The following is a 19,719-nucleotide window of genomic DNA, read 5'->3' on the forward strand; positions in this document are numbered from 1 at the left end:
CTTTGCCAATGCCTATTCCGCCCCTAAACCTGATTCTCTATGTTGAAGATGAACCTGATATTCAGGCAATTGCCCGACTGGCACTGGTTGCCGTGGGGGGGTTTACGGTGGAAGTTTGCTCCTCAGGCACGGAAGCCATTCGGGTTGCTCCCACCGTTGCCCCCGACTTAATTCTGCTGGATGTGATGATGCCCGATATGGATGGTATCCGCACCCTGAAAGCGCTACGGGAAATTCCCTCTCTACAAGCCACCCCGATTATTTTTATGACGGCGAAGGTGCAAACCCACGAAGTCACCCAGTATCGCCAGCTCGGTGCCTTGGATGTGATTTCTAAGCCCTTTGACCCCATGATGCTGGCCACCACGGTTCGTACCATCTGGGAGCAGCACCATGGTTAGCCTGCCTGACGAGATCCAGGCCCAGCTAGCAACGCTGCGTCAAGCCTATGCCCAACAACTGCTCGGCAGGGTGGAGCAGATTGCCACCACTTGGCAGCAGTTATCTCGGCGGTGGGATGATACGATGTTGGCCACCCTGCACCGGATGACCCATAATCTCGCAGGTTCGGGGGCCACCTTTGGTTTTGCCGCCATTAGCGATCGCGCCCGGGCCCTCGAATGCCTGTTGCAAACAATCATGGAAAGTCGCAACCAAATCACCCAGGAGGAGGGAGATCAGATCACGGCGCTTCTAGAACTGCTGCAACTTGCCGCCGCAGAACCCAATAGTCCCACGGTGATGGCAGAACTGGAGCACATTCCACCCGTCGTGATGCCACCCACCTATCCTCCCGATGAGCGGCTGATCTTTTTTGTGAAGGACACCCCCGATCTCACCTCCGATCTGGTGCAGCAGCTGAGTTACTTTGGCTACCGCGTCCAAACCTTTGCCTCCCTCAAGGCACTCCAGGAAGCGGTTCACGATACCACTCCAGCCGCCATTATTGTGGATGTGCGGGCCTCAGAGGGGAGTTTTGCTGGGACAGAAATGATTAAGCAGATTCAGCAGCGTCGGGAGACACCGATCCCCGTCGTTTTTCTCTCTATCCGCAGTGATCTAGTCGCCCGCTTACAGGCCGTCCAATCGGGGGGCTACGCCTATTTCACAAAACCCGTGGAAATTGGGACGCTGATTGATAAGTTAGATGCCCTTAGCGCCCACCAATCTCCCGATCCCTATCGGATTCTGATTGTGGATGATGAATCCACCCTGGCTTCCTACTACGCTTACACGTTGCAGCAGGCAGGGATGAAAACCTTTGTGGTGTCTGACCCCCTCCAAGTACTGCAACCCCTAGTGGATTTCCGCCCTGATTTAATTTTGATGGATGTCTACATGCCCAGTTGTAACGGCTTAGAACTGGCGGCCGTGATCCGACAACTGGAGAGCTATTTGAGTATTCCCATTGTCTTTCTCTCCACGGAAACCAACTTAGATCGACAACTGGCCGCCATGAGCCTGGGCGGGGATGACTTTTTAATGAAACCCATCCATCCCCACCATTTGATTCGAGCTGTTTCCAGTCGTGCCCAGAGATCGCGGCTGTTGCGTTCCTACATGATTAAAGACAGTCTCACCGGCCTCCTCAACCACACCAAAACCAAGGAGCAGTTGATGATTGAGGTCAGTCGCGCCCAGCGGCGGCAGCGACCCCTCACCTTTGCCATGATTGACATCGATCATTTCAAGTCTATTAATGACAGCTATGGTCATGCCATTGGCGATCGCGTGATTACCAGCCTGTCACGGCTACTGCAACAACGCCTGCGCAAAACCGATGTGATTGGGCGCTATGGGGGCGAAGAATTTGCCGTGATTTTGCCGGAGACGGATGGAGTGGCAGCAACCCCCGTTTTAAATGAACTGCGGGCGGGCTTTGCCCAAATCCGTCATCAAGCTGCGGATCGAGAATTTGCGGTGACCTTTAGTTGTGGTCTGGCAGTGTACCCTCAGTATCCAGAGGCAACCAGTCTCAGTGATGCTGCGGATAAAGCCCTTTACCTGGCCAAAGCCCAAGGGCGCGATCGCGTGATACTCGCCCAACCCAAGGAGTTCGCCTAACCCAAGCCCCCGGTGAGTAGCATCGGAGCTTGGATTTTTAAGATAAGATTAATGTTGTATCTTTAGTTACTGATCCCTGATGGGAAATTGTCCACTCTTCCCGGTTTGAGAGGCAAGCGGGGATAGCTTGTGCTGTTTTTACTGCTATCCACAGCAGTTGCTGCCAATAGGCCAGAAGAGAGCTGAGACTAAATCGCTGCTGGAAAATCGTTTGTTTGACGCACTTTAGAACCACATTTTACAGCTAGAAGGCGGATGCTATGGAACCCAGCGTGGTCAAAGTACTCCTAGTCACAGAGGACAAAAACGACTATGGACTGATCCAGGTGCTGCTATCAGAGATTGAGACGGCAACCTTTAACTTGGAATGGGTAACCACCGCCAGTGCGGCCCTAGGGCAGATGCCCCAGAATCACCATCAGGTCTATCTGGTAGATTATCGACTGGGGGGCCTGGAATTACTCCATGCCGCCATTGCTCAGGGATGTCGTGGCCCGATTATTTTACTGATCCATCCGGGAGATCAGACCATCGATGTGGCGGCATTCGGGGCAATCGCTGTAGACATTCTGATCAAAGGTCGCATTGAGGCATCCTTACTCGAACGGGCGATCCGCTATGGCAGGCAGCACACCCACACCCTGACGGCACTCCATGAAAGTGAGTCCAAGTTAGGGGGAATTCTCAATTCCCTCATGGATGTGGTCTGGTCACTGTCCGCAACCACCCTAGAGGTGCTTTACATCAGTCCGGCCGTGCAACGGGTCTATGGGCGCTCTGAGGCTGAGTTTTTTTGCCAATCCTCATCTCTGGCTTGAGGTGGTGCATCTCGACGATCAGGAAAGGGTTCGGCATTATATTTCAACGGTGGTGCAGGAGGGTTCCATCGATTGGGAATACCGGATTCTCAAGCCCGATGGTGCCGTCCGTTGGGTGCGCAACCGTAGTTGTCTGGTCTGCGATCGCCATCAAAGAACCTGCCGCATTGATGGCATGGTGACGGATATCACCCAGCGAAAGATCGCGGAGGTGGCGCTGCATCAGGCCGTACAGCAAAACAGTCTTTTAGCCCTGGCGATCTCAAATCTCGCCACTGGGGTAATTATCTCTGACGCTACCCTGCCAGACAATCCTGTGATTTTTGCTAATCCTGGTTTCACCGCGATCACGGGCTATGCCAGCGACGAAATCATCGGACGTAACTGCCGTTGCTTGCAGGGTGCTAACACTGAAAGAACCACTGTGCAGGCAATTCGGCAGGCGATCGCAGACAGACAGCCCTACAACTGCGTGGTGCTGAACTATCGCAAAGATGGTATCCCATTCTGGAATGAGCTGACACTGAACCCGGTCTTCGATGTTGCGGGGCAGCTTACCAACTTTGTAGGACTGCAAACCGATGTTACGGCTCGCAAGCAAGCAGAGACGATGCTGGAGCAGTTACGCCATCAACATCAGTTGATTTTGAACTCTGTGGGTGAGGGAATTTATGGCTTAGATTTGCAGGGCCATGCCACGTTTGTGAATCCAGCGGCGGCCAGGATGACAGGGTGGGAGGCCGCAGAGTTAATTGGTCAGTCTATTCCAGGCATCTTGCATCAGTCGATGTCGGAGGAAATTCTTTCCTCCTGGCAGGACGCCATCGTCGGGGAAACCGCCGGAGATCTCAGTCCAGTGGAGGGCGTCTTCTGGAGAAAGGATGGCAGTAGTTTTTGGGTGGAATATATCCGCAAGCCGATTCGAGAGCAGGGCGAGTTGGTTGGTATGGTGGTGACCTTTCAGGATATCACCGAGCGCAAACAGGCTGAGGAAGCACTGAAGGAAAGTGAAGAACGCTATGCCCTAGCGGTACAAGGGGCGAACGATGGGCTGTGGGACTGGAATCTCAAAACCAATCAGATCTATTTTTCCCCCCGATGGAAAGCCATGCTGGGCTGGGGGATCGACGAAATTAGCAACAGCCCCGACGAATGGTTCACCCGCCTCCATCCAGAGGAATTAGCCCAGGTGAGAACCGCCCTGTTGATCCACCTGGAAGGACAAAGTGCTCATTTTGAAATTGAGCATCGGATGCAACACAAAGATGGTAGTTTCTGTTGGGTTCTGAATCGAGGACTGGCCATTCGCGATCGCCAGGGGAGGGTTTCCCGCATGGCAGGATCGTTGACGGATATTACCGAGCGCAAGCAAGCAGAAGCCCAGCTCCTGTACGATGCCTACTACGACCCGTTGACCCAGCTTCCCAATCGGGCCTTGTTGATGGATCGCTTGGAGGAGGTCGCCAATTGGGCGCAGCAGCGGCATACCTTGTTTGCTGTTTTATTCATTGATCTGGATCGGTTCAAAGGGGTCAATGATAGTTTGGGACATACGCGGGGCGATCAATTACTGATCGCCATTGCCCAACTTTTGAAAGTTTGTGTGCGGCAAGGAGATACCGTTGCCCGTTTAGGGGGCGACGAGTTTGCGATTGTTCTTGACGCCCTCCAATCTGTTACCGATGCCATCAGTGTAGCGGAGCGAATTCAGCAAGAACTGACCCTTCCGATTAACTTAAGCGGCTGTGAAGTCTTTGCCACGGTCAGTATCGGCATTGCCCTCAGTGGTGAAGGGAATCAAGAGCCAGAAGACCTGTTGCGGGATTCGGATATTGCCATGTACCAGGCCAAGCTCCTGGGTAAGTCGCGTTATGTAATCTTCGATGCCCAGATGCGCCACCGGGCGATCGCCCAGTTGCAGTTAGAGACAGACTTACGACGGGCAATGACCGCCCAGGCATTTCACCTAGAGTATCAGCCCATTGTTTGCCTCAGTCGTAACTCCATCATTGGGTTTGAAGCCTTATTACGCTGGCGACATCCCTTGCGGGGAGCCATTTCGCCAGGAGAGTTTATTCCCCTGGCCGAAGAGACCGGCTTAATTGTGCCCTTGGGGTTTTGGGCGCTGAAGGAAGCCTGTCTTCAAATGCAGAGCTGGCAATCTCAGTTGCCCACACCCTTACCGCTGACGATCAGTGTCAACCTTTCCTGCAAACAATTTTCCCAACCCAACCTGTTCGAAAACATCGCCCAGATTTTGCAGGAAACCCAATTGGATGGCCAGTTCTTAAAACTGGAGATCACTGAGAGTACGATCATGGAAAATGCCGAAGCTGCTCCCTCCATGTTGACTGATTTAAAAGCCCTGGGCATTCAGTTATCCATTGATGATTTCGGCACCGGCTACTCCTCTCTGAGTTATTTACATCGGTTTCCCATCGATACCTTAAAGATTGATCGGTCATTTATTAGCCGCATCACCACGGCTTCTGAACCATTCGAAATTGTCAAAACCATCCTGGCCTTAGCCGAAAACCTGGGGATGACCGTCGTTGCCGAGGGGGTCGAAACCCCCGATCAACTGGTGCAATTGAAGATGCTAAAGTGCCCCTATGCTCAGGGATATTTCTTCTCTCGTCCAGTTTCCAGTGCCGCAGCGCAGCAATTGATTCTCCAGCAGTGTTCACCAACCGCTCCATCCCAACTGTCCTCAATTTAACAGCCACCACTTCTATGTTCACACTCGCCAATCTGTGGTTTTTTGGCTCCAGTTTTCCCTTTCGAGGTGGGCTGCCAGCATTAGGAGGGGTTGCGATGCTGACAGCCCTTCTCTGGCGCGATCTCAAACCTGTGCTAAGGGGGTCAAAGCTCTCTTCTATCGCACGGGCTTCTGACCGCAGCAAAAATGTCAAATACTAGCCAGACTTTCACTTTAGTGTTTCTATTCCCCCTCAAGATCTACTACAGTGAAGAGAGGGAATGAGTAAATATACAGGGTCAGGAGCAGATTATGTCTGGTGGCGAGTTGCAGACTTTTGGATCTCTCTCGGAGCGAGAACTCCAGGTGCTTGAACTGGTGGCTGCTGGCTTGACCAACCAGCAAATTGCTGAGAAGTTGGACATTAGCAAGCGTACCGTGGATAACCATATCAGCAACATCTTGACAAAAACCGCCACCGAAAACCGGGTTTCCCTGGTACGTTGGGCCTTGCAATGGGGCAAAGTCTGCCTTGATGAATACAACTGCTGCACCTTACCTCTGGCTGAGGATGGAGTGGTTTCCTAAAGTAGCAGTAACAACGGACATGGATAATCTGACACAGCTTAGTGATCAACCCAATGCAGTCGATCAATTCCAGATTCCTGGGTTACCCTTGGCTGTGTACCGAGAACTAGCCGCTCACCTGCAACAGGTTGTGGGGGTCTCAGTGGTACTGGTTCCCCAGTCATCGGAGCAATTTGACTACAGCCAGAGTCAGGTGGCAAGTCTCCAGATTGAGTATGCAATCACCGCCAATCCCATAGCCCGTTGTCAAGTTGAACCAATCTTGGCCTATTACAGAGACCACTACGCAGGCGAGTGACTCTACGGATCGTATTCTCTTATATAAACTTTAAATAAAGTCGGTTTTTTGCGTAATTTACGTAAATTTCTCCCCAGGCTTGTCATACCTCAGTGATTTCTAGGTAAGAATGGACTTGTGGCAGTTGATGCTAGTGATATCACCGAACTCAGTCCCTCGATTAATCCGAACGCTAAGTGCATCGGTGTGAATCACTCTTTAGACCTGATCGTCAATCTTTCGCAAAAACGTGGCTATAGGACTATCGTGATGAAACTTACAGAGGTTGTTCGTGAAGCGATCTTCGTAGGGAAAATGACATTTCTCATCGAAGATCAGATCAACTTTATTCTCTGGTCAGAACATCCAGAAACAGAAGACTTGGAAGCTCTAGATTTGCTATTAGATGGGCTTTCAGTCGGTTCGGTTAAATATATCCCCCATTAGAGTTCCAGCCCATTGCTGTTGCAAGACTATACAATTCGAGAAGTTCTATGTCTGAAATTTTTATCCTTGTGAAAAATGCTTTGAAATCAGGTTATTTAACCATTGAAGCTGAACAGCGATTGCATCAACTCACTCTCGGCCAATGCAGCTTATTTGAGATTGATTCCCTCCTTAAGTTACAACAGGCATTCTTAACAAATCTCGTCAAAAAGGAAACTTACGAACGGAAGCGATCGCAGCTGTTAACCCAGACTGTTCCAGTCATCTCCTTCATCCAATAGATTCTTGGGTTAAGTCCCTAAGAGGGTCTCATGAATTCCTACCCTTTATCTTTCTCAAATTTACAGTTTATCTAGATACCCGACGCAACTAGCAGGCATCTAGATCACCTACGCTAACCAGTGGATCGAGAAAGGGGAAAGGAGTTAAGGAGCATGGGATGAACGGGAAGATGCAACCCGAACAACCCATAATAGATTGGTCTGGGTGTGTCACTTCTTGGGAAATAGAAAGCAGCGATTGCGGCTTATCATCGCCCAACCGCTGTTATGCTCTCGGCACTTTATAATGGGGTGATCACACCCCCTCTAGAACCATTCAGCTGTAATGCAAGGGTGATTCATTATCTCTGGAGATTGTCGGGACGTACCCAATCCCTTGACAAGATCAGTTGCAAATCTTCTGGATTGAAAATAATCAATCGATCATAGGCTCTTCCCCTAGAATTTACTGGCCCTGCAACTCCTCCTACCAAGATGTTGCTGACGAGATCGCCAAACAAGCTACTCAGTCCCTGGCGGGCTGCGGCAGTGGCCACGCCACCTTCAACATTTTGCCGGGTAATATCACGGGTGGCAGATCTGACTCTTGAGACAGCTTGAATGCTAAAAGAACGATTCCCAATCACCACTCGATTGGCGATGTAACGAGCACCAGGATTCCCATTCACTGTCACTGATTGGAATTGCCCCTCCAGGCGACTTCCCTGGGGAATGACCACCTGTCCCCTGTCATTGCGAACAGGCTCACTGACCACTAATGCGCTATTCACATTGTCTCCAGGAGCTAGTATCATACGGCCACGGTTATTCCCTTGATTACGGTTATTCCCTTGATTTAGGTAGTTTGTGTTAATGATCGTGCCCCTAGAAAGCTGAAGCCCACGGTTGTTGCCATTACTGTAGTTACATGGCTGATTCCGGTTATTACCATTCCCGTTGTTACAGGGTCGATTGTTGTAATTCTGTGCAACATCTGAAATATCAGTTGCGATCGCAGGTACCGAAATAAGGATAGATGGTAGGACGGTAGCCGCCATCCCAAGGATCATCAACGTGGTTGCAGCTGACCTATAAAGTGGAGAGTTGCTCATACTTCGTTTTGCTAAAAACATGTTAAAAGTCTCTAAATATTGGCTAGAGAGCTCCTTCATTAACCATGGCATAAAGGCGTTTGAAATCATGTCTAGGCAAATGATTAACTTGTATCAATATGGCGGCTATTCAACTAGTGAATTACAGTCGATTCTTGACTGGCAAAAGCTTCAGGACTGGAAGCGTACCGCATTTAGCCAAGAACCGCTATATATCTGTGAATCGAAAATCATGAATAGTAATACATCAATGGGAATCCATCGTTAATTAAACGGAGAACAATGTCATAAAAGCGCAGATAAAACGTCCCTGGTGCTGTGTCACAGCTTAATTTTAGGGTGGGCAGAGGTGAGTTTACATCTGGCATCATCGATCTTGATTTGCCAATCGACACCACGTTGAGTGTTGTTCATGTCGGTTGACCCAGCTAGGTACACGTAAATTTTGTGATTGCCAGAAAGAGTATATTCATACTGCTTATCAACAACGCCGAAAAGGCATCGTAGCTTTGACAACCTTGGCAATGCGGACGGAGGGACTTGAACCCACACACCTTTCGGTACTAGAACCTAAATCTAGCGCGTCTGCCAATTCCGCCACGTCCGCAAATTTCAATTTTAACGATTATAACAAAAAAGGGATCTCTTGAACCTAGTTCATTGACAAAACTATTCCACAGCGTATTGGTACGTTTATATTTTTAATTTTTCTCCCCTACCTACCTGCTACTGCGACGGGGCTATTGGGAATGGCCATTGGTGACAGATCAGCGGGTTGGCTTGCTGCCGCAATCCTGATGTTTAAAAAAGTGCCCGATCAGGTAGAGAGAACCACATAGGATCGTAAGTGGTTCAATGTCATCCTGATTCTTGAAATCTGAACTATCCTGGAACGCTGCTTGTAAGCCTGAGGCCAAATCTGGATAGGGTTGACAATGAGTGAGCCCCGGACATTGACGTTGTGCTAATTGCGTTAACTCAATTGGGTTAGCAGAACTGTGATCGGGCACAGGAACAAGGTAGAGTGCATCCCCTGATCTTAGTAAGGTTTGGAAAATCTCGCTGTGATCTTTGGTAGACAGCATCCCCATCACCCACTGCACGGAGCGGGCATCTCCTAAGCGATCCACAAACTGGCGTAATACCCCTGCTGCTGCTGGATTATGCGCCCCGTCGATCAGCAAACGATGTTCTTGCCAGTGAACCCACTGAAGCCGACCCGGCCAGTGAGTGTGGGCCATCCCATCCTGAATGGCAGCATCGGTAATCGACCAGCCTTGCTGTCTCAGGACTTGCACCGCTGCGATCGCCAGGGATGAATTCCGCAACTGCACCTCTCCAGCCAGGGGCAACGGGTACTGGATACCCCGAAACTCTGCCCAGGGCATGGGTTTAGGAGAACCGGAGTCAGTTGGCCTTGGAATCTCTTGAGCCGATTCAGGCCAGTCCACTGGACAATTGAGGGCTGCAATCTGCTCTGCCACCACCACAGCAGCCTCCGCAGGTAAGAGACCTACAATTGCGGGGCTACCGACTTTGAGAATCCCTGCTTTTTCTCGGGCAATATCCGCCAACGTTGGTCCTAAGACCTGCCAATGTTCACGACTGAGGGAGGTAATAATGCTAACCAAGGGGCGATCGCAGACATTGGTGGCATCCAGCCGTCCCCCTAAACCCACTTCAACTATGGCAATCTCGACCTGTTGCTGGGCAAAATAGAGCCAACTTGCAGCGGTGATCACCTCAAACTGAGTGGGCATTTCTAGGGGTGAAATCGCAGCCTCAACTTGCTCAAGCACCTGTTGGAGGGCAATGGGGGCGATCGCTTCTTCATTCAGACAAATCCGCTCACACCAGTTGACCAGATGTGGCGACGTGTAGCGTCCCACACGATAGCCAGCCGCTGTTAAGATCCCTGACAAATAAGCACAAACCGAACCCTTGCCGTTGCTTCCCGCCACATGGATGATGGGGTACTGTTGTTGCGGATTGCCCAAATTTGCCAAGAGGGACTGAATCCGATCCAACCCCAGATGGACACCAAACCGCTGATAGGGTTCGAGAATCGTGTCAACGTCGATCACGGGCTACCGCACCTACTTGAAAACTGAAGTACAAGCTCCGCTTAGGGATTCAACCTACGATAGATGGCACAAAGGCGACTGGGCTTAAAAATTTTTGCCTGAAACATGAAGTTAGGGGGTACGTTGATAATCCCATAGTCCTCTGACTCATGAAACTTCTGAAATTCAGCAGGCATTCCTTTCGGTGTAGTAGTGGTGTAGGGAACAGGCTGAAAAATTAACTCGGTGAACTCCACCTGTGGGGAGTCTAACTGTTGAGCAACCTGGGTCAAAAACGTTTCAGTGCTCAACAAGTTGAACAATGCTGCTTTCGCATTCGGCTCTAGGGTAAAGCTGCCGTCAAAGTGATCAATGATCTTTAGGGCCATAGGATAACGGTAGCAATCGATGAATCTAAGACTAACTGTATCGCGATGGCCGGGGGCCGATCTTTGACCATCGCACTGATTTTTGGCATCTTAACACTGCAGCAGCAGGGATAGAGTCTAGAATTTGGTTCGGGAAAGCCTCAAAATAGAGATCACTGGACTCCAACCAGGAACCCCATCAATAACCGAATTTACAACTACAAGTAATTCTAGTTACAACAAGGTATAAGTATCCTGGTTGTTTGCAAAACGGTGTCCTCAGCCTAAGCCTGAATAGGAGGCGATCATCTATGGGTAATGCAATTCATTTTGGTGCACTGGTAATGCTGTCTAGCGTGGTAGGCATAACGGGGCAGGTGGAAGCGATTCAATTGGGGGATGGCAGTCGAGCGTTTGTCAATCCCCCGCGCCTATTGGGGGCTGTCACAACCAGCAGTGATGTTTACGCCTGGAATTCTACCTACTACTTCACATTACAAATTCCGGAAGACGCTGGAGAACCTCTCCAGAAAGTGGTGATTGTGCAACAGGAAGGCTTAGACTTGGATTTGGACTACAATCTCAAGCAATTTGTTGCCTTTGAAGGGGCTTCTTATCGTAAGCGTGGTGCACCGATTGCCATTGGGAATGTGGGCTTCGACCGTAAAAACCAGACTGTAACTGTGAGTTTTGATCCACCTGTTGTTCCCGGCACAACTGTGACCGTGGGGCTGCGCCCTTATGCCAACCCAGATACCAGCGGCGTTTATTTGTTTGGAGTGACGGCGTTCCCACCAGGGGAGAGAACACGTAGTCAGTTCCTGGGCTTTGGACGGCTGACGTTCTATCGAGGGAGAGATTGATGATCTTATCCCCCGTATTGCCAACCCGTACTTTCTAGCAGCAGTGGCTCTCCTTCTCGGTGAACCCCCGCACCGATGACTTCTCCCACAAAGACGGTGTGGTCACCCTGCTCAACCATGCCTACGAGGCGACACTCCAGGTAGCCCAAAGCCTCTTGAATAATTGGGCAGGCTGTCTCTGGCCCTGGATAGAACTCAATCTCTGCAAACTTGCTGCCAACCCGGCGCTGGGGCTGAAAAAAATACCTGAGCTAAGTCTTTTTGACCCGCTTCCAAGATGCTGAGGGAGAAAACGGCACTGGCCTTAATCATCGCGTGAGATTTAGAATCTTGGCGGACGCAGTTGACCACCAACGGTGGCTTAAAAGAGGCTTGCATTACCCAGCTTGCTGTGAAGCCATTCACCTCGTCGCCGTCTTTAACACCGCAAACATAGATTCCATGTGGAATCTTTCGCAGCATGATCTTCTTCGCCTGTTCGTCTAGCAATGCTTTGCTCGCTTTTTCTGCGCTACAAGGCTAAGTGTATCAATCTTGGAGGATCTCTGAGAAGCGCTGCAAAAACACCAGAGGCACAATAAGTATTTATACTTGTTCTGTTACGTCGGTTTCAGCCCTGCTTTGATCCCGATACTGAATCGCTCATGAATTCGTATCTCCAGTACTCGGCTTCCCGCAGGATTAGCGAATCGATTGTCTAACCCTTGGGGTACACCTGCCTTCGGAGAAGAGCAATTCATCTTGAAAAGATCGGGAGATCGGCTCACCATGCAAGAAAAACCCGATAGATTTCAGAGGCAGGGAAGATGATTTTCGAGAAATTCTGCCTAATATACTAGAAAGTCGGTTGGTCAGGTTTATAGAATGTCTAAAATGCAACCTAAGTAGTCATTACTCCACTCACAACAGCTGATCAAGGTAGTTCCAGTCTGGAACTACCTTGCTTACAAGGGTATTCTTAACCTGGAAAGGCTGCTTCCTCAACAACCTCACTAGCGAGGTCAACTGCACGGTAGAAACTCTGGCACCTCTGCGGGAATCGAAGGACCCCCTTTTATCATGCCTATTTGTCCCCAATGTCAGTTTGAGAACTCTGATGCCAATAAGTTCTGTCAAAGCTGTGGCAGTCCCCTCACCCTCTGGTGGGCGATTGTTCAAGGATGTTCACAGACGCCAGCGTTCTATGGAGAAGCATCTCTAGGGGAATCTCTAGATGTAGCGCCTGTTTCAGCCATGGCCACACCCTCAACAGAACCTCTAGCGATCGGGACGGCACCGCTCTTTCTCGATCCTGCGAACCGATATCGATGGCTGGAGACGGGTTCAACTTCCAACAGTCTTTCTGGCAAGCCTGGAGGCTTTCTCTGGGAAATACAGGGAAAAGTCCTGGATTATCAACCTTTTCAGAACACCCTGTTTTCAGTCATCAGTCCGGAAGGCAGCGCTACCAGCATGCCCGATACCATATCGATGCCACCCGTAGCTCAATCCTATTTGGCCTTGGAATCTCGTTTTTATCCCACCCTCCCAGCTGTTCACGATGCTTGGCAGCAAGAAGGGCAGCAGGTGCTGGTTTTAGAAGATCGCTCAGATCTGCTGTTACTGGCGGATTTGTGCGCCCAAGAACCAGTTCCGACCATGCAGATATTGCATTGGTTCCATGAGATGGTAGAACTTTGGGACGCACTGGAGGTCTGGAAGTCTCGGAACAGTTTGTTGGAACTTAGCAACCTTCGCGTCGATGAAGATGGAATTCTCTGTCTGCAAAGGCTCTACCCTGACTCAGCCCCTTACCACCTCCAAGATTTGGGGAAACTTTGGTTACAAGTTTTCGACCAGCCCCCGCAGACGTTGGAAGTAGGGTTGGATACCCTGATTAAAGCTGTGCATGGGGGGGAAATTACTGAACTTGGGGATTTACGAACTCGTCTAGAAGCGATCGCCTACGATGTCCAGATGCAGGAACTTGAGATGGGCAATGAAGATACGGACGTAGACTTAACGCCCTATCTAGAAGATGGGGTCGATCTCGATGACCCCGAGGATCCAGAAGAGGAGGAGGACGGCAGCGACCTGGATGATATGCCCACCGTGGTGTTACCCATGCAGTTGTATAGCGTCGATGATGCCTGCCAGACAGATATCGGGAATCAGCGCAACCATAACGAAGAGTTTTTTTGGCATTGAAACCCAGATCACGAAGGAAGAAGTTCCCCGAGGTCGGACATTACATGCACGGGGGCTGTACATTCTCTGCGATGGCATGGGAGGTCACGCCAGTGGCGAAGTTGCCAGTGCTTTGGCAGTCAAAACCCTACAGGAATACTTCAAAACCCACTGGCAGGAAGACCTCCCTAACGAGGCCACCATTCGGGAAGGGGTGTTGATTGCCAACCAGGCCATCTATGAAGTCAATCAACAGGAGTCCAGTTCCGGGAGTGGCCGCATGGGCACGACCTTGGTGCTGGTATTGTTGCAGGATACTGATGTCGCGGTGGCCCATGTCGGGGACAGTCGGCTGTATCGTGTCAGCCGCAAGCGGGGATTGGAGCAAGTGACAGTGGATCATGAAGTGGGGCAGCGGGAAATTCTGCGTGGCGTTGATCCGGCGATCGCCTACGCTCGTCCTGATGCCTATCAACTGATCCAAGCCCTTGGCCCCAGGGATAACCAATCGGTGAATCCAGATATTCAATTCCTGTCCCTGCGGGAAGATACCTTGCTCGTGCTTTGCTCAGACGGTCTCACAGATAATGATCTACTGGAAACCTACTGGCAAAGTCATCTCGATCCCCTTTTAAGTTCCCAGAGCCAGCTAGATCGGGGGACGAGTCAACTGATCGATCTCGCAAATCAGTACAATGGTCATGACAATATCACGGCCATTGTGGTGCGAATTAAGGTACGTCCCAACTTAGCAATGTTGCCGCGTTAACCGATTGAGAGCAGAAATTTGGTGCCGTGGTCATTACCCTGACCCTCCTCCCTGCGGATACCCCCGAGGCTGCTGTGGGAGCAGCTAACTTAAAACTCCAACAGTGGCGCTTCGATCAGGAGTCCCAGATTTGCATCGGTCGGGGAATGGGGAATCAAGTCATGATTAATCATGCACTGGTATCCCGACATCATCTGGAACTCCAGTGTGCCCACCCAGGTCAGCCAGGGGTCTGGCAACTCACCAACCATGGACTTAATGGCACCTTGGTGAATGGTGCTGTGATGGTACAAGGAACGTTGAAGTCAGGAGATCTGCTACAACTCGCACCGGGCGGCCCCACCTTCCTGTTTAAGATTGAGCCAGCCACGCCAGGGCAACCATCCCCTCCAGTGGAAAGCACCTGTACCCACAGCGGCAATCCCACCCAAAATTTATTTTGTATGCATTGTGGTCAGGCGATCGCGGTGAAACAGATGATCCGCCAGTATCAGATCCTACGGCCCTTGGGACAGGGGGGCATGGGAACGACCTATCTGGCATGCCGCTCAACAGCGACGGGCTCCCCAGAACTGCTGGTGCTGAAAGAGATGAATGCTGACTTGGTGCAAATTGCCAAAGCCCACGATCTGTTTCAACGAGAGGCCCAGGTGCTCCGATCCCTCCGTCATCCGGGGATTCCGAAGTTCTATGACTTCTTCGTTGAGGCTGGGAAAAAATACCTGGTGATGGAATTAATCCATGGAGAAGATTTAGAGGATTGGATTGTCCACCACGGCCCCGTCACTCCCCAACAGGCAGTTCAATGGATGCTCCAGACCTGTGATGTCTTGCACTATCTTCACCAGCAGACTCCAGCGATTATTCACCGTGATATTAAGCCCGCGAACCTGCTGGTGCGCTATCGTGAACAGGCGATCGCCGTACTAGATTTTGGCGCGGTCAAAGAATTGGGGACACCACCGGGAACCCGGATTGCCATTGAAGGCTATAGTGCCCCTGAACAAGACCAAGGGAATCCTGTGATCCAGTCCGATCTGTATGCAGTCGGTTCGACGTTGGTATTTCTGATCACGGGGGAAAGCCCCCACCAGTTTTATCGTCGCAGTGGTAAGACCTTACGGCTGCAAGTGCAGGGATGCAGCAGCATTCCCCGGCGGCTTCAGGGGGTGATTGAAAAAGCGACAGAACCCAATCCCAGTCGTCGTTATGTCAGTGCCCAAGCGTTAGCGATCGCCCTGAAAAACGCCCTGTGATCATCGTTGAGTCACCCTCAAGCTAGGATACTGACCTAGTTCACCTTACCCTGCAAGTGTCATCTCCGAGAGGCTGTTTGTGAACCATCCTCAACATCCAGGACAGGACTTGCTTCACGCCCCTCCAGATTTGACAAGTCTGAAGACGTCTGGGATCTGTGTTCAGGAATCATCGGCACAATAGCTGTAATCTGCCCCCCTCGATCGTGGTAGATATAGCAGCATTTCAGGTGCTGGCCTCGAAAGACTTGGGCTTCAGAAATCTGAAAGTGTTGGGCGTACTCGCTGAGGGATGGTTCAGGGTTCAGTGCCTGCGCCTGTTCTAGCTTGGCTTCTTTTTCCCAGCGACGACGCACCAGCCGACCACTGATCACGATCACGACCATCAGAACCACTACCGCGCCACCCGATCCCCAGGCAGTAGAAAGCCCCAAGAAGCAAAATTTGACCGCTAGAGGAGATTTGAAGATGCTCCAGCGCTTCAAGCTGAGGAGGTTTTTCAGAACCGGTCGCCATAAGGACAACCACCCCCCCCAGAGTGTAGCGGTCGCCAGTTCCGACAGCAACCGCCGTTGCCAACCAATGTGTCCGTGCCGATCAATGATCAATGTCTTTGAGGTCATCACTGTCAACCAGATGAAGGATCAAGCAGCTATATTCAAGTATGACAGTCAAATCCCCCGATCCGGGCTGACCCAGCGGGCTCGCTGACCGGCACTTCGCATCAACACCTTGGGGAAGGCAATAATTGTCGTTAGAACAATAATGATCCAAAAGACAAAGGGGTACCAGATCAGCCAATAATAATTACGCCCAAGCCCTCGATCATATTGACTGTCAAGCCACAGACTCACCGCAAATTGAATCATGCAGGTGATCCCAAGCACAAGACCGCTGGATTCAGGTAAGAGAGGCAAATCGTAGTGATGGATGGCCGCACCCCAGAGGGTAAAGTTGATCATCCAGAAGACGACCAAAATCAAGACTGCATAGGCCCAAATCAGGGTCAGAAACACCTCAGCCATCAATAACCACAGTCTTCGCTGGCGAGGGCGGATGCAAACATCAAGATTTTTCAGCAAGACCTGAGCCCCGCCCATAGCCCACCGGAGTCGTTGCTTCCACAACCCCTGGATGGTTTCAGGCATCAAAATCCAGACAAGGGCATGGGGTTCATAGATCACGTCCCACCCCCCCCGGCTGAAGTTTCCAGGTGATATCTATATCTTCGGTGAGCATATCGGCACTCCAGTAGCCCACTTGATGCACTGCTGATTTACGAAACGCACTAATGACCCCAGACACCGTAAACAGCTGACCAAACCAACTCTGCGCGCGCTTGATCAAGCCAATAATGGATGAAAACTCACCCACCTGTACCCGACCCATCAAGGTTGAGCGGTTACGAATGCGGGGGTTGCCAGTAACGGCTCCTGTTCGGGGATTATGCAGAAAATGCCGCACCATCCAGGGCAGGGCATGGGCATCCAGCAGGGCATCTCCATCGATACAAACGAGAATTTCATAACGGGCTAGGAGACAACCCACTTGCAATGCCAAGGCTTTGCCCTGATTTTCCACTAAGTGCAGCACCCGAAGATTGGAATGGAGCGCAGCTAAATGGTTGAGGATCGCCCCAGTGTTGTCACGACTACCGTCATTAATCGCAATCACCTCAAAGACTGAATAGTTGACGGCTAGGGCATGGGAAATGGTGTCGGCAGCGTTGTCACCCTCATTAAAGCAGGGGATTAGGATACTGATCGGTGTGTCGAGCTCACCCCCAGGAGGACGCACCAGCGATCGCTCCCGATATTCTGACCGGAGGAAAAATAGAACCGCAAAGAACATCCAGGCATAGGACATTACTAGGGGGTAATAAAAAACAAAGGTCAACAACCCATGCCACAGATGCCGCAGCAGGGTATGGATGGCCAGTGGTTCCACCTGGATCATCGAGAAGAAAGCAGTGGCGCACTTGATTTGCTATCAAAAACAGGCCGGATAAGCCTGGAATCGGGCTGACCGCGATGGGGGTTCTCCGGGTAGTAGGCAATATGGCGTGCCCCCCAACTATAGAGATCAGCAATGGATTGAGCCAGTTCCTTCGAGTCGATGTCCTTATGCGTGCGCCAATCCGTGCTTTGTAGCTCAAAGACAACTTTGTTAAGGCCACCCGGTTTTTCTCTGACTTTTTCAAAAATATCTTTCAAAAACCCGTGGGGATCTTGAGCCTTTTCTAAATAGGGCATCGCCATAATTGCCGTGAAGTCATAGTTCTGTAGTGAGCGATCGAGGGACTGAGAGTACCAAACCTCCGACTTTGGGTTGAGTGCAACTTGGGCATAGAGATTACGGGCGGTACGGAGCTGAGGCTGGTTGATGCGAACTACCGCAGCTAGATCCTTGGCTAAATTGTCGAGCGTATTAATTTTGAAATTGGTCCAACGCCCTAGGAAGTCATCTCGCCGCCGAATTGCCGCAAGGTTGCTGGGTAAGCCCCATTTTTGGTAGGTACTCAAGCCAAAACGACTGGCATCTTCATAATCCGAGAGTGTGGCATCATCGTGGAACAAGAGACCATCGAAGGTCGCTCGCCTAGAGAGATCTGCATAAATCTCACGGATAACCGAGACCGCCTTGGGAGAAAAGGGGGAAAGACGGGGGTAGCCCATCACCAAATGGTGGCTCTCGGCTCGTTGGGTGATCACCCGGTGGGCGGCAACTGGATTATTTTTGGGTAACTCAAAGGCCAGCATTGGCATCCAAGCATAGAGCCGCCTGACTTGGGTGCGAGTACGAATCTCCCAGGCCACATGGTTGAATAGATCGGCTCGCATCGGCAGATGTCGGTTGGGGAAATAAACCGCATCCGCAGCTCCATTGCCATCGGGATCGGCGTAGGCTTGGAGGTATACGGTATTGACCCCCATTGTCCTGATCCGTTCTAGCAACTGAGTCAGATTGCGCTCAATCTGAGCCTTCTCTGGGTCGTAGATGTTATCGAGATCAACATGCATGATCTTGGCTGCCCGAGCATTATCCTGGGTATCGGCTTGGCGGAGGGCAATCTCCACCGCTAAATCTCCAGGAGCCATATCCTGCGTCATCATGATGCGGCGCAGGCGGCTCAGGGGAGCGTCCTCTCGATTGGCCCCATCATCCAACGTCAGGCCAACGGGCATTTCCAGATCAGTGGCAATCTTTGAGACTAAAGAGTTGTAACGTCCATAGGGCCAAGCAATTACCCGTGGTTTCCGACCTAACTCTTGAGCTAGCAGTTGGCTATTATGGTGCAGATCTTGTTCAATCCGCTTTTGATAGGGGAATTCATCCTCGTAATGGTGCTGAGAAATACTATATTCACGGGTACTCGCGGCGGGTTGCTGGTTGCCCTGTGGGTTTCCCGTAATACCCTTGTGTAAGTCATGGGTATGGCTAGCAACTTCAACGAGCCCACTCTTGACCATCTCCCGCACCTGTTCCCAGCTCATGAATTCGCTCCTGGGAACCTTTTTGTCTCCAAATTGGATCAAGCCATTCTGCGGCTCCATCCAACTGCCCACGAGGGCTACTACAGCCGGTGCCTTCAGGGATTTCAGGACTGGAAAGACCTCGGTATAAACCGACCGATAGCCATCATCAAAACTTAACAGTACAGGTTTGGACGGTAGCCGTTTCCGATTTGCCCTCGCCGCCAGTACCTGATCCACACTGACAAAGTGATAGCCGTTGAGGCGCAACCAGTCCATCTGGCGCACAAAGTTACTTGGGGTAACAGCTAAGTCAGGTATCTGGGCTGTTCCTGGATCAGTAATTTCGTGGTAGACGATCACAACCAGTGAATCAGAGGCAGCTGCTAGAGATACCCGCCCCACGCCACAGACCAAGAGAATGCCTGCCAGGAAGAGGCTCAACAGACGAATCCAGCGCATAAGCCAACCGTAACCTCGGCTGCTCAAACAGGGTC

The 19,719-nt window shown here is 51.0% G+C and carries 17 protein-coding genes, 1 tRNA gene and 2 pseudogenes; 12 read left to right on the top strand and 8 right to left on the bottom strand.

The window, feature by feature from the left end:
- Positions 1-8: 8 nt before the first annotated feature.
- The 8 genes from DO97_RS14685 (at position 9) to DO97_RS14720 (ending at position 7,173) form a co-directional block, all read left to right on the top strand.
- Positions 9-401 (top strand): response regulator, encoded by a 393-nt coding sequence (locus DO97_RS14685; protein ID WP_036534790.1) that lies wholly within the window; start codon positions 9-11, stop codon positions 399-401.
- On the top strand, positions 394-2,064 hold the full coding sequence (locus tag DO97_RS14690) for a diguanylate cyclase (RefSeq protein WP_036534791.1): 1,671 nt from the start codon (positions 394-396) through the stop codon (positions 2,062-2,064). The genes DO97_RS14685 and DO97_RS14690 overlap by 8 nt, the downstream gene beginning before the upstream one ends.
- A 260-nt stretch (positions 2,065-2,324) precedes the next feature.
- Positions 2,325-2,882, top strand: coding sequence for a DNA-binding transcriptional response regulator (locus tag DO97_RS14695; RefSeq protein ID WP_036534793.1), 558 nt, complete (start codon positions 2,325-2,327; stop codon positions 2,880-2,882).
- Positions 2,833-5,601 carry an EAL domain-containing protein gene (locus DO97_RS14700; protein ID WP_052128775.1) on the top strand — a complete coding sequence of 923 codons (2,769 nt, stop codon included), beginning with the start codon at positions 2,833-2,835 and terminating at the stop codon, positions 5,599-5,601. The genes DO97_RS14695 and DO97_RS14700 overlap by 50 nt, the downstream gene beginning before the upstream one ends.
- A 291-nt stretch (positions 5,602-5,892) precedes the next feature.
- Positions 5,893-6,168, top strand: coding sequence for a photosynthetic electron transport-dependent transcriptional regulator PedR (gene pedR, locus DO97_RS14705; RefSeq protein WP_036534803.1), 276 nt, complete (start codon positions 5,893-5,895; stop codon positions 6,166-6,168).
- 19 nt (positions 6,169-6,187) lie between these two features.
- On the top strand, positions 6,188-6,466 hold the full coding sequence (locus DO97_RS14710) for a hypothetical protein (RefSeq protein WP_052128776.1): 279 nt from the start codon (positions 6,188-6,190) through the stop codon (positions 6,464-6,466).
- 117 nt (positions 6,467-6,583) lie between these two features.
- Positions 6,584-6,892: a hypothetical protein gene (locus tag DO97_RS14715; RefSeq protein WP_036534806.1), complete on the top strand. Its 309-nt coding sequence runs from the start codon at positions 6,584-6,586 to the stop codon at positions 6,890-6,892.
- A gap of 47 nt (positions 6,893-6,939) precedes the next feature.
- Entirely contained in the window at positions 6,940-7,173 is a 234-nt protein-coding gene (locus DO97_RS14720; RefSeq protein ID WP_036534808.1) for a hypothetical protein, read from the top strand.
- A gap of 341 nt (positions 7,174-7,514) precedes the next feature.
- On the opposite strand, the gene DO97_RS14725 is transcribed toward DO97_RS14720, so the two are convergent.
- From DO97_RS14725 to DO97_RS14745, 4 genes are all read right to left on the bottom strand, one after another.
- A complete protein-coding gene (locus DO97_RS14725; RefSeq protein WP_156120597.1) occupies positions 7,515-7,943 on the bottom strand; it encodes a hypothetical protein in 429 nt (142 codons plus the stop codon).
- Positions 7,944-8,789: 846 nt separating this feature from the next.
- Positions 8,790-8,871: transfer RNA gene (locus DO97_RS14735), tRNA-Leu, on the bottom strand.
- Between the two features lie 160 nt (positions 8,872-9,031).
- Positions 9,032-10,345, bottom strand: coding sequence for a bifunctional folylpolyglutamate synthase/dihydrofolate synthase (locus DO97_RS14740; protein ID WP_036534875.1), 1,314 nt, complete (start codon positions 10,343-10,345; stop codon positions 9,032-9,034).
- 44 nt (positions 10,346-10,389) lie between these two features.
- A complete protein-coding gene (locus DO97_RS14745) occupies positions 10,390-10,716 on the bottom strand; it encodes a hypothetical protein (RefSeq protein ID WP_036534815.1) in 327 nt (108 codons plus the stop codon).
- 290 nt (positions 10,717-11,006) lie between these two features.
- Between DO97_RS14745 and DO97_RS14750 the strand changes: the two genes are divergently transcribed.
- Positions 11,007-11,558 carry a DUF2808 domain-containing protein gene (locus DO97_RS14750; RefSeq protein WP_036534817.1) on the top strand — a complete coding sequence of 184 codons (552 nt, stop codon included), beginning with the start codon at positions 11,007-11,009 and terminating at the stop codon, positions 11,556-11,558.
- A 5-nt stretch (positions 11,559-11,563) separates the two neighbouring features.
- On the opposite strand, the pseudogene DO97_RS31340 reads toward DO97_RS14750, so the two are convergent.
- Positions 11,564-12,047 (bottom strand): annotated as a pseudogene (locus DO97_RS31340) (flavin reductase family protein).
- A gap of 570 nt (positions 12,048-12,617) precedes the next feature.
- On the opposite strand from DO97_RS31340, the gene DO97_RS26790 reads away from it, so the two are divergent.
- Genes DO97_RS26790 through DO97_RS14765 form a run of 3 tightly spaced genes read left to right on the top strand, consistent with a single transcriptional unit; the run spans position 12,618 to position 15,749 of the window.
- Positions 12,618-13,745 carry a zinc-ribbon domain-containing protein gene (locus DO97_RS26790; protein ID WP_052128777.1) on the top strand — a complete coding sequence of 376 codons (1,128 nt, stop codon included), beginning with the start codon at positions 12,618-12,620 and terminating at the stop codon, positions 13,743-13,745.
- Positions 13,681-14,493, top strand: a complete 813-nt coding sequence (locus DO97_RS25285) for a serine/threonine phosphatase (RefSeq protein ID WP_239651761.1) — start codon at positions 13,681-13,683, stop codon at positions 14,491-14,493. The genes DO97_RS26790 and DO97_RS25285 overlap by 65 nt, the downstream gene beginning before the upstream one ends.
- Positions 14,494-14,519: 26 nt before the next feature.
- Complete coding sequence (locus tag DO97_RS14765) at positions 14,520-15,749, top strand: FHA domain-containing serine/threonine-protein kinase (protein ID WP_239651762.1); 1,230 nt, start codon at positions 14,520-14,522, stop codon at positions 15,747-15,749.
- Between the two features lie 59 nt (positions 15,750-15,808).
- Here the strand turns inward: DO97_RS14765 and pgaD are convergent, their stop codons facing one another.
- The 3 genes and pseudogenes from pgaD to pgaB form a co-directional block, all read right to left on the bottom strand.
- On the bottom strand, positions 15,809-16,372 hold the full coding sequence (gene pgaD, locus DO97_RS14770; RefSeq protein ID WP_036534819.1) for a poly-beta-1,6-N-acetyl-D-glucosamine biosynthesis protein PgaD: 564 nt from the start codon (positions 16,370-16,372) through the stop codon (positions 15,809-15,811).
- A gap of 48 nt (positions 16,373-16,420) precedes the next feature.
- A pseudogene (gene pgaC / locus DO97_RS31345) lies at positions 16,421-17,705 on the bottom strand (poly-beta-1,6-N-acetyl-D-glucosamine synthase).
- Positions 17,702-19,684 carry a poly-beta-1,6-N-acetyl-D-glucosamine N-deacetylase PgaB gene (gene pgaB / locus DO97_RS14780; protein WP_036534821.1) on the bottom strand — a complete coding sequence of 661 codons (1,983 nt, stop codon included), beginning with the start codon at positions 19,682-19,684 and terminating at the stop codon, positions 17,702-17,704. Before pgaB ends, pgaC begins: the two are co-directional and overlap by 4 nt.
- Between the last annotated feature and the right edge of the window lie 35 nt (positions 19,685-19,719).

The sequence above is a fragment of the Neosynechococcus sphagnicola sy1 genome (genome assembly GCF_000775285.1).
GTDB lineage: Bacteria > Cyanobacteriota > Cyanobacteriia > Neosynechococcales > Neosynechococcaceae > Neosynechococcus > Neosynechococcus sphagnicola.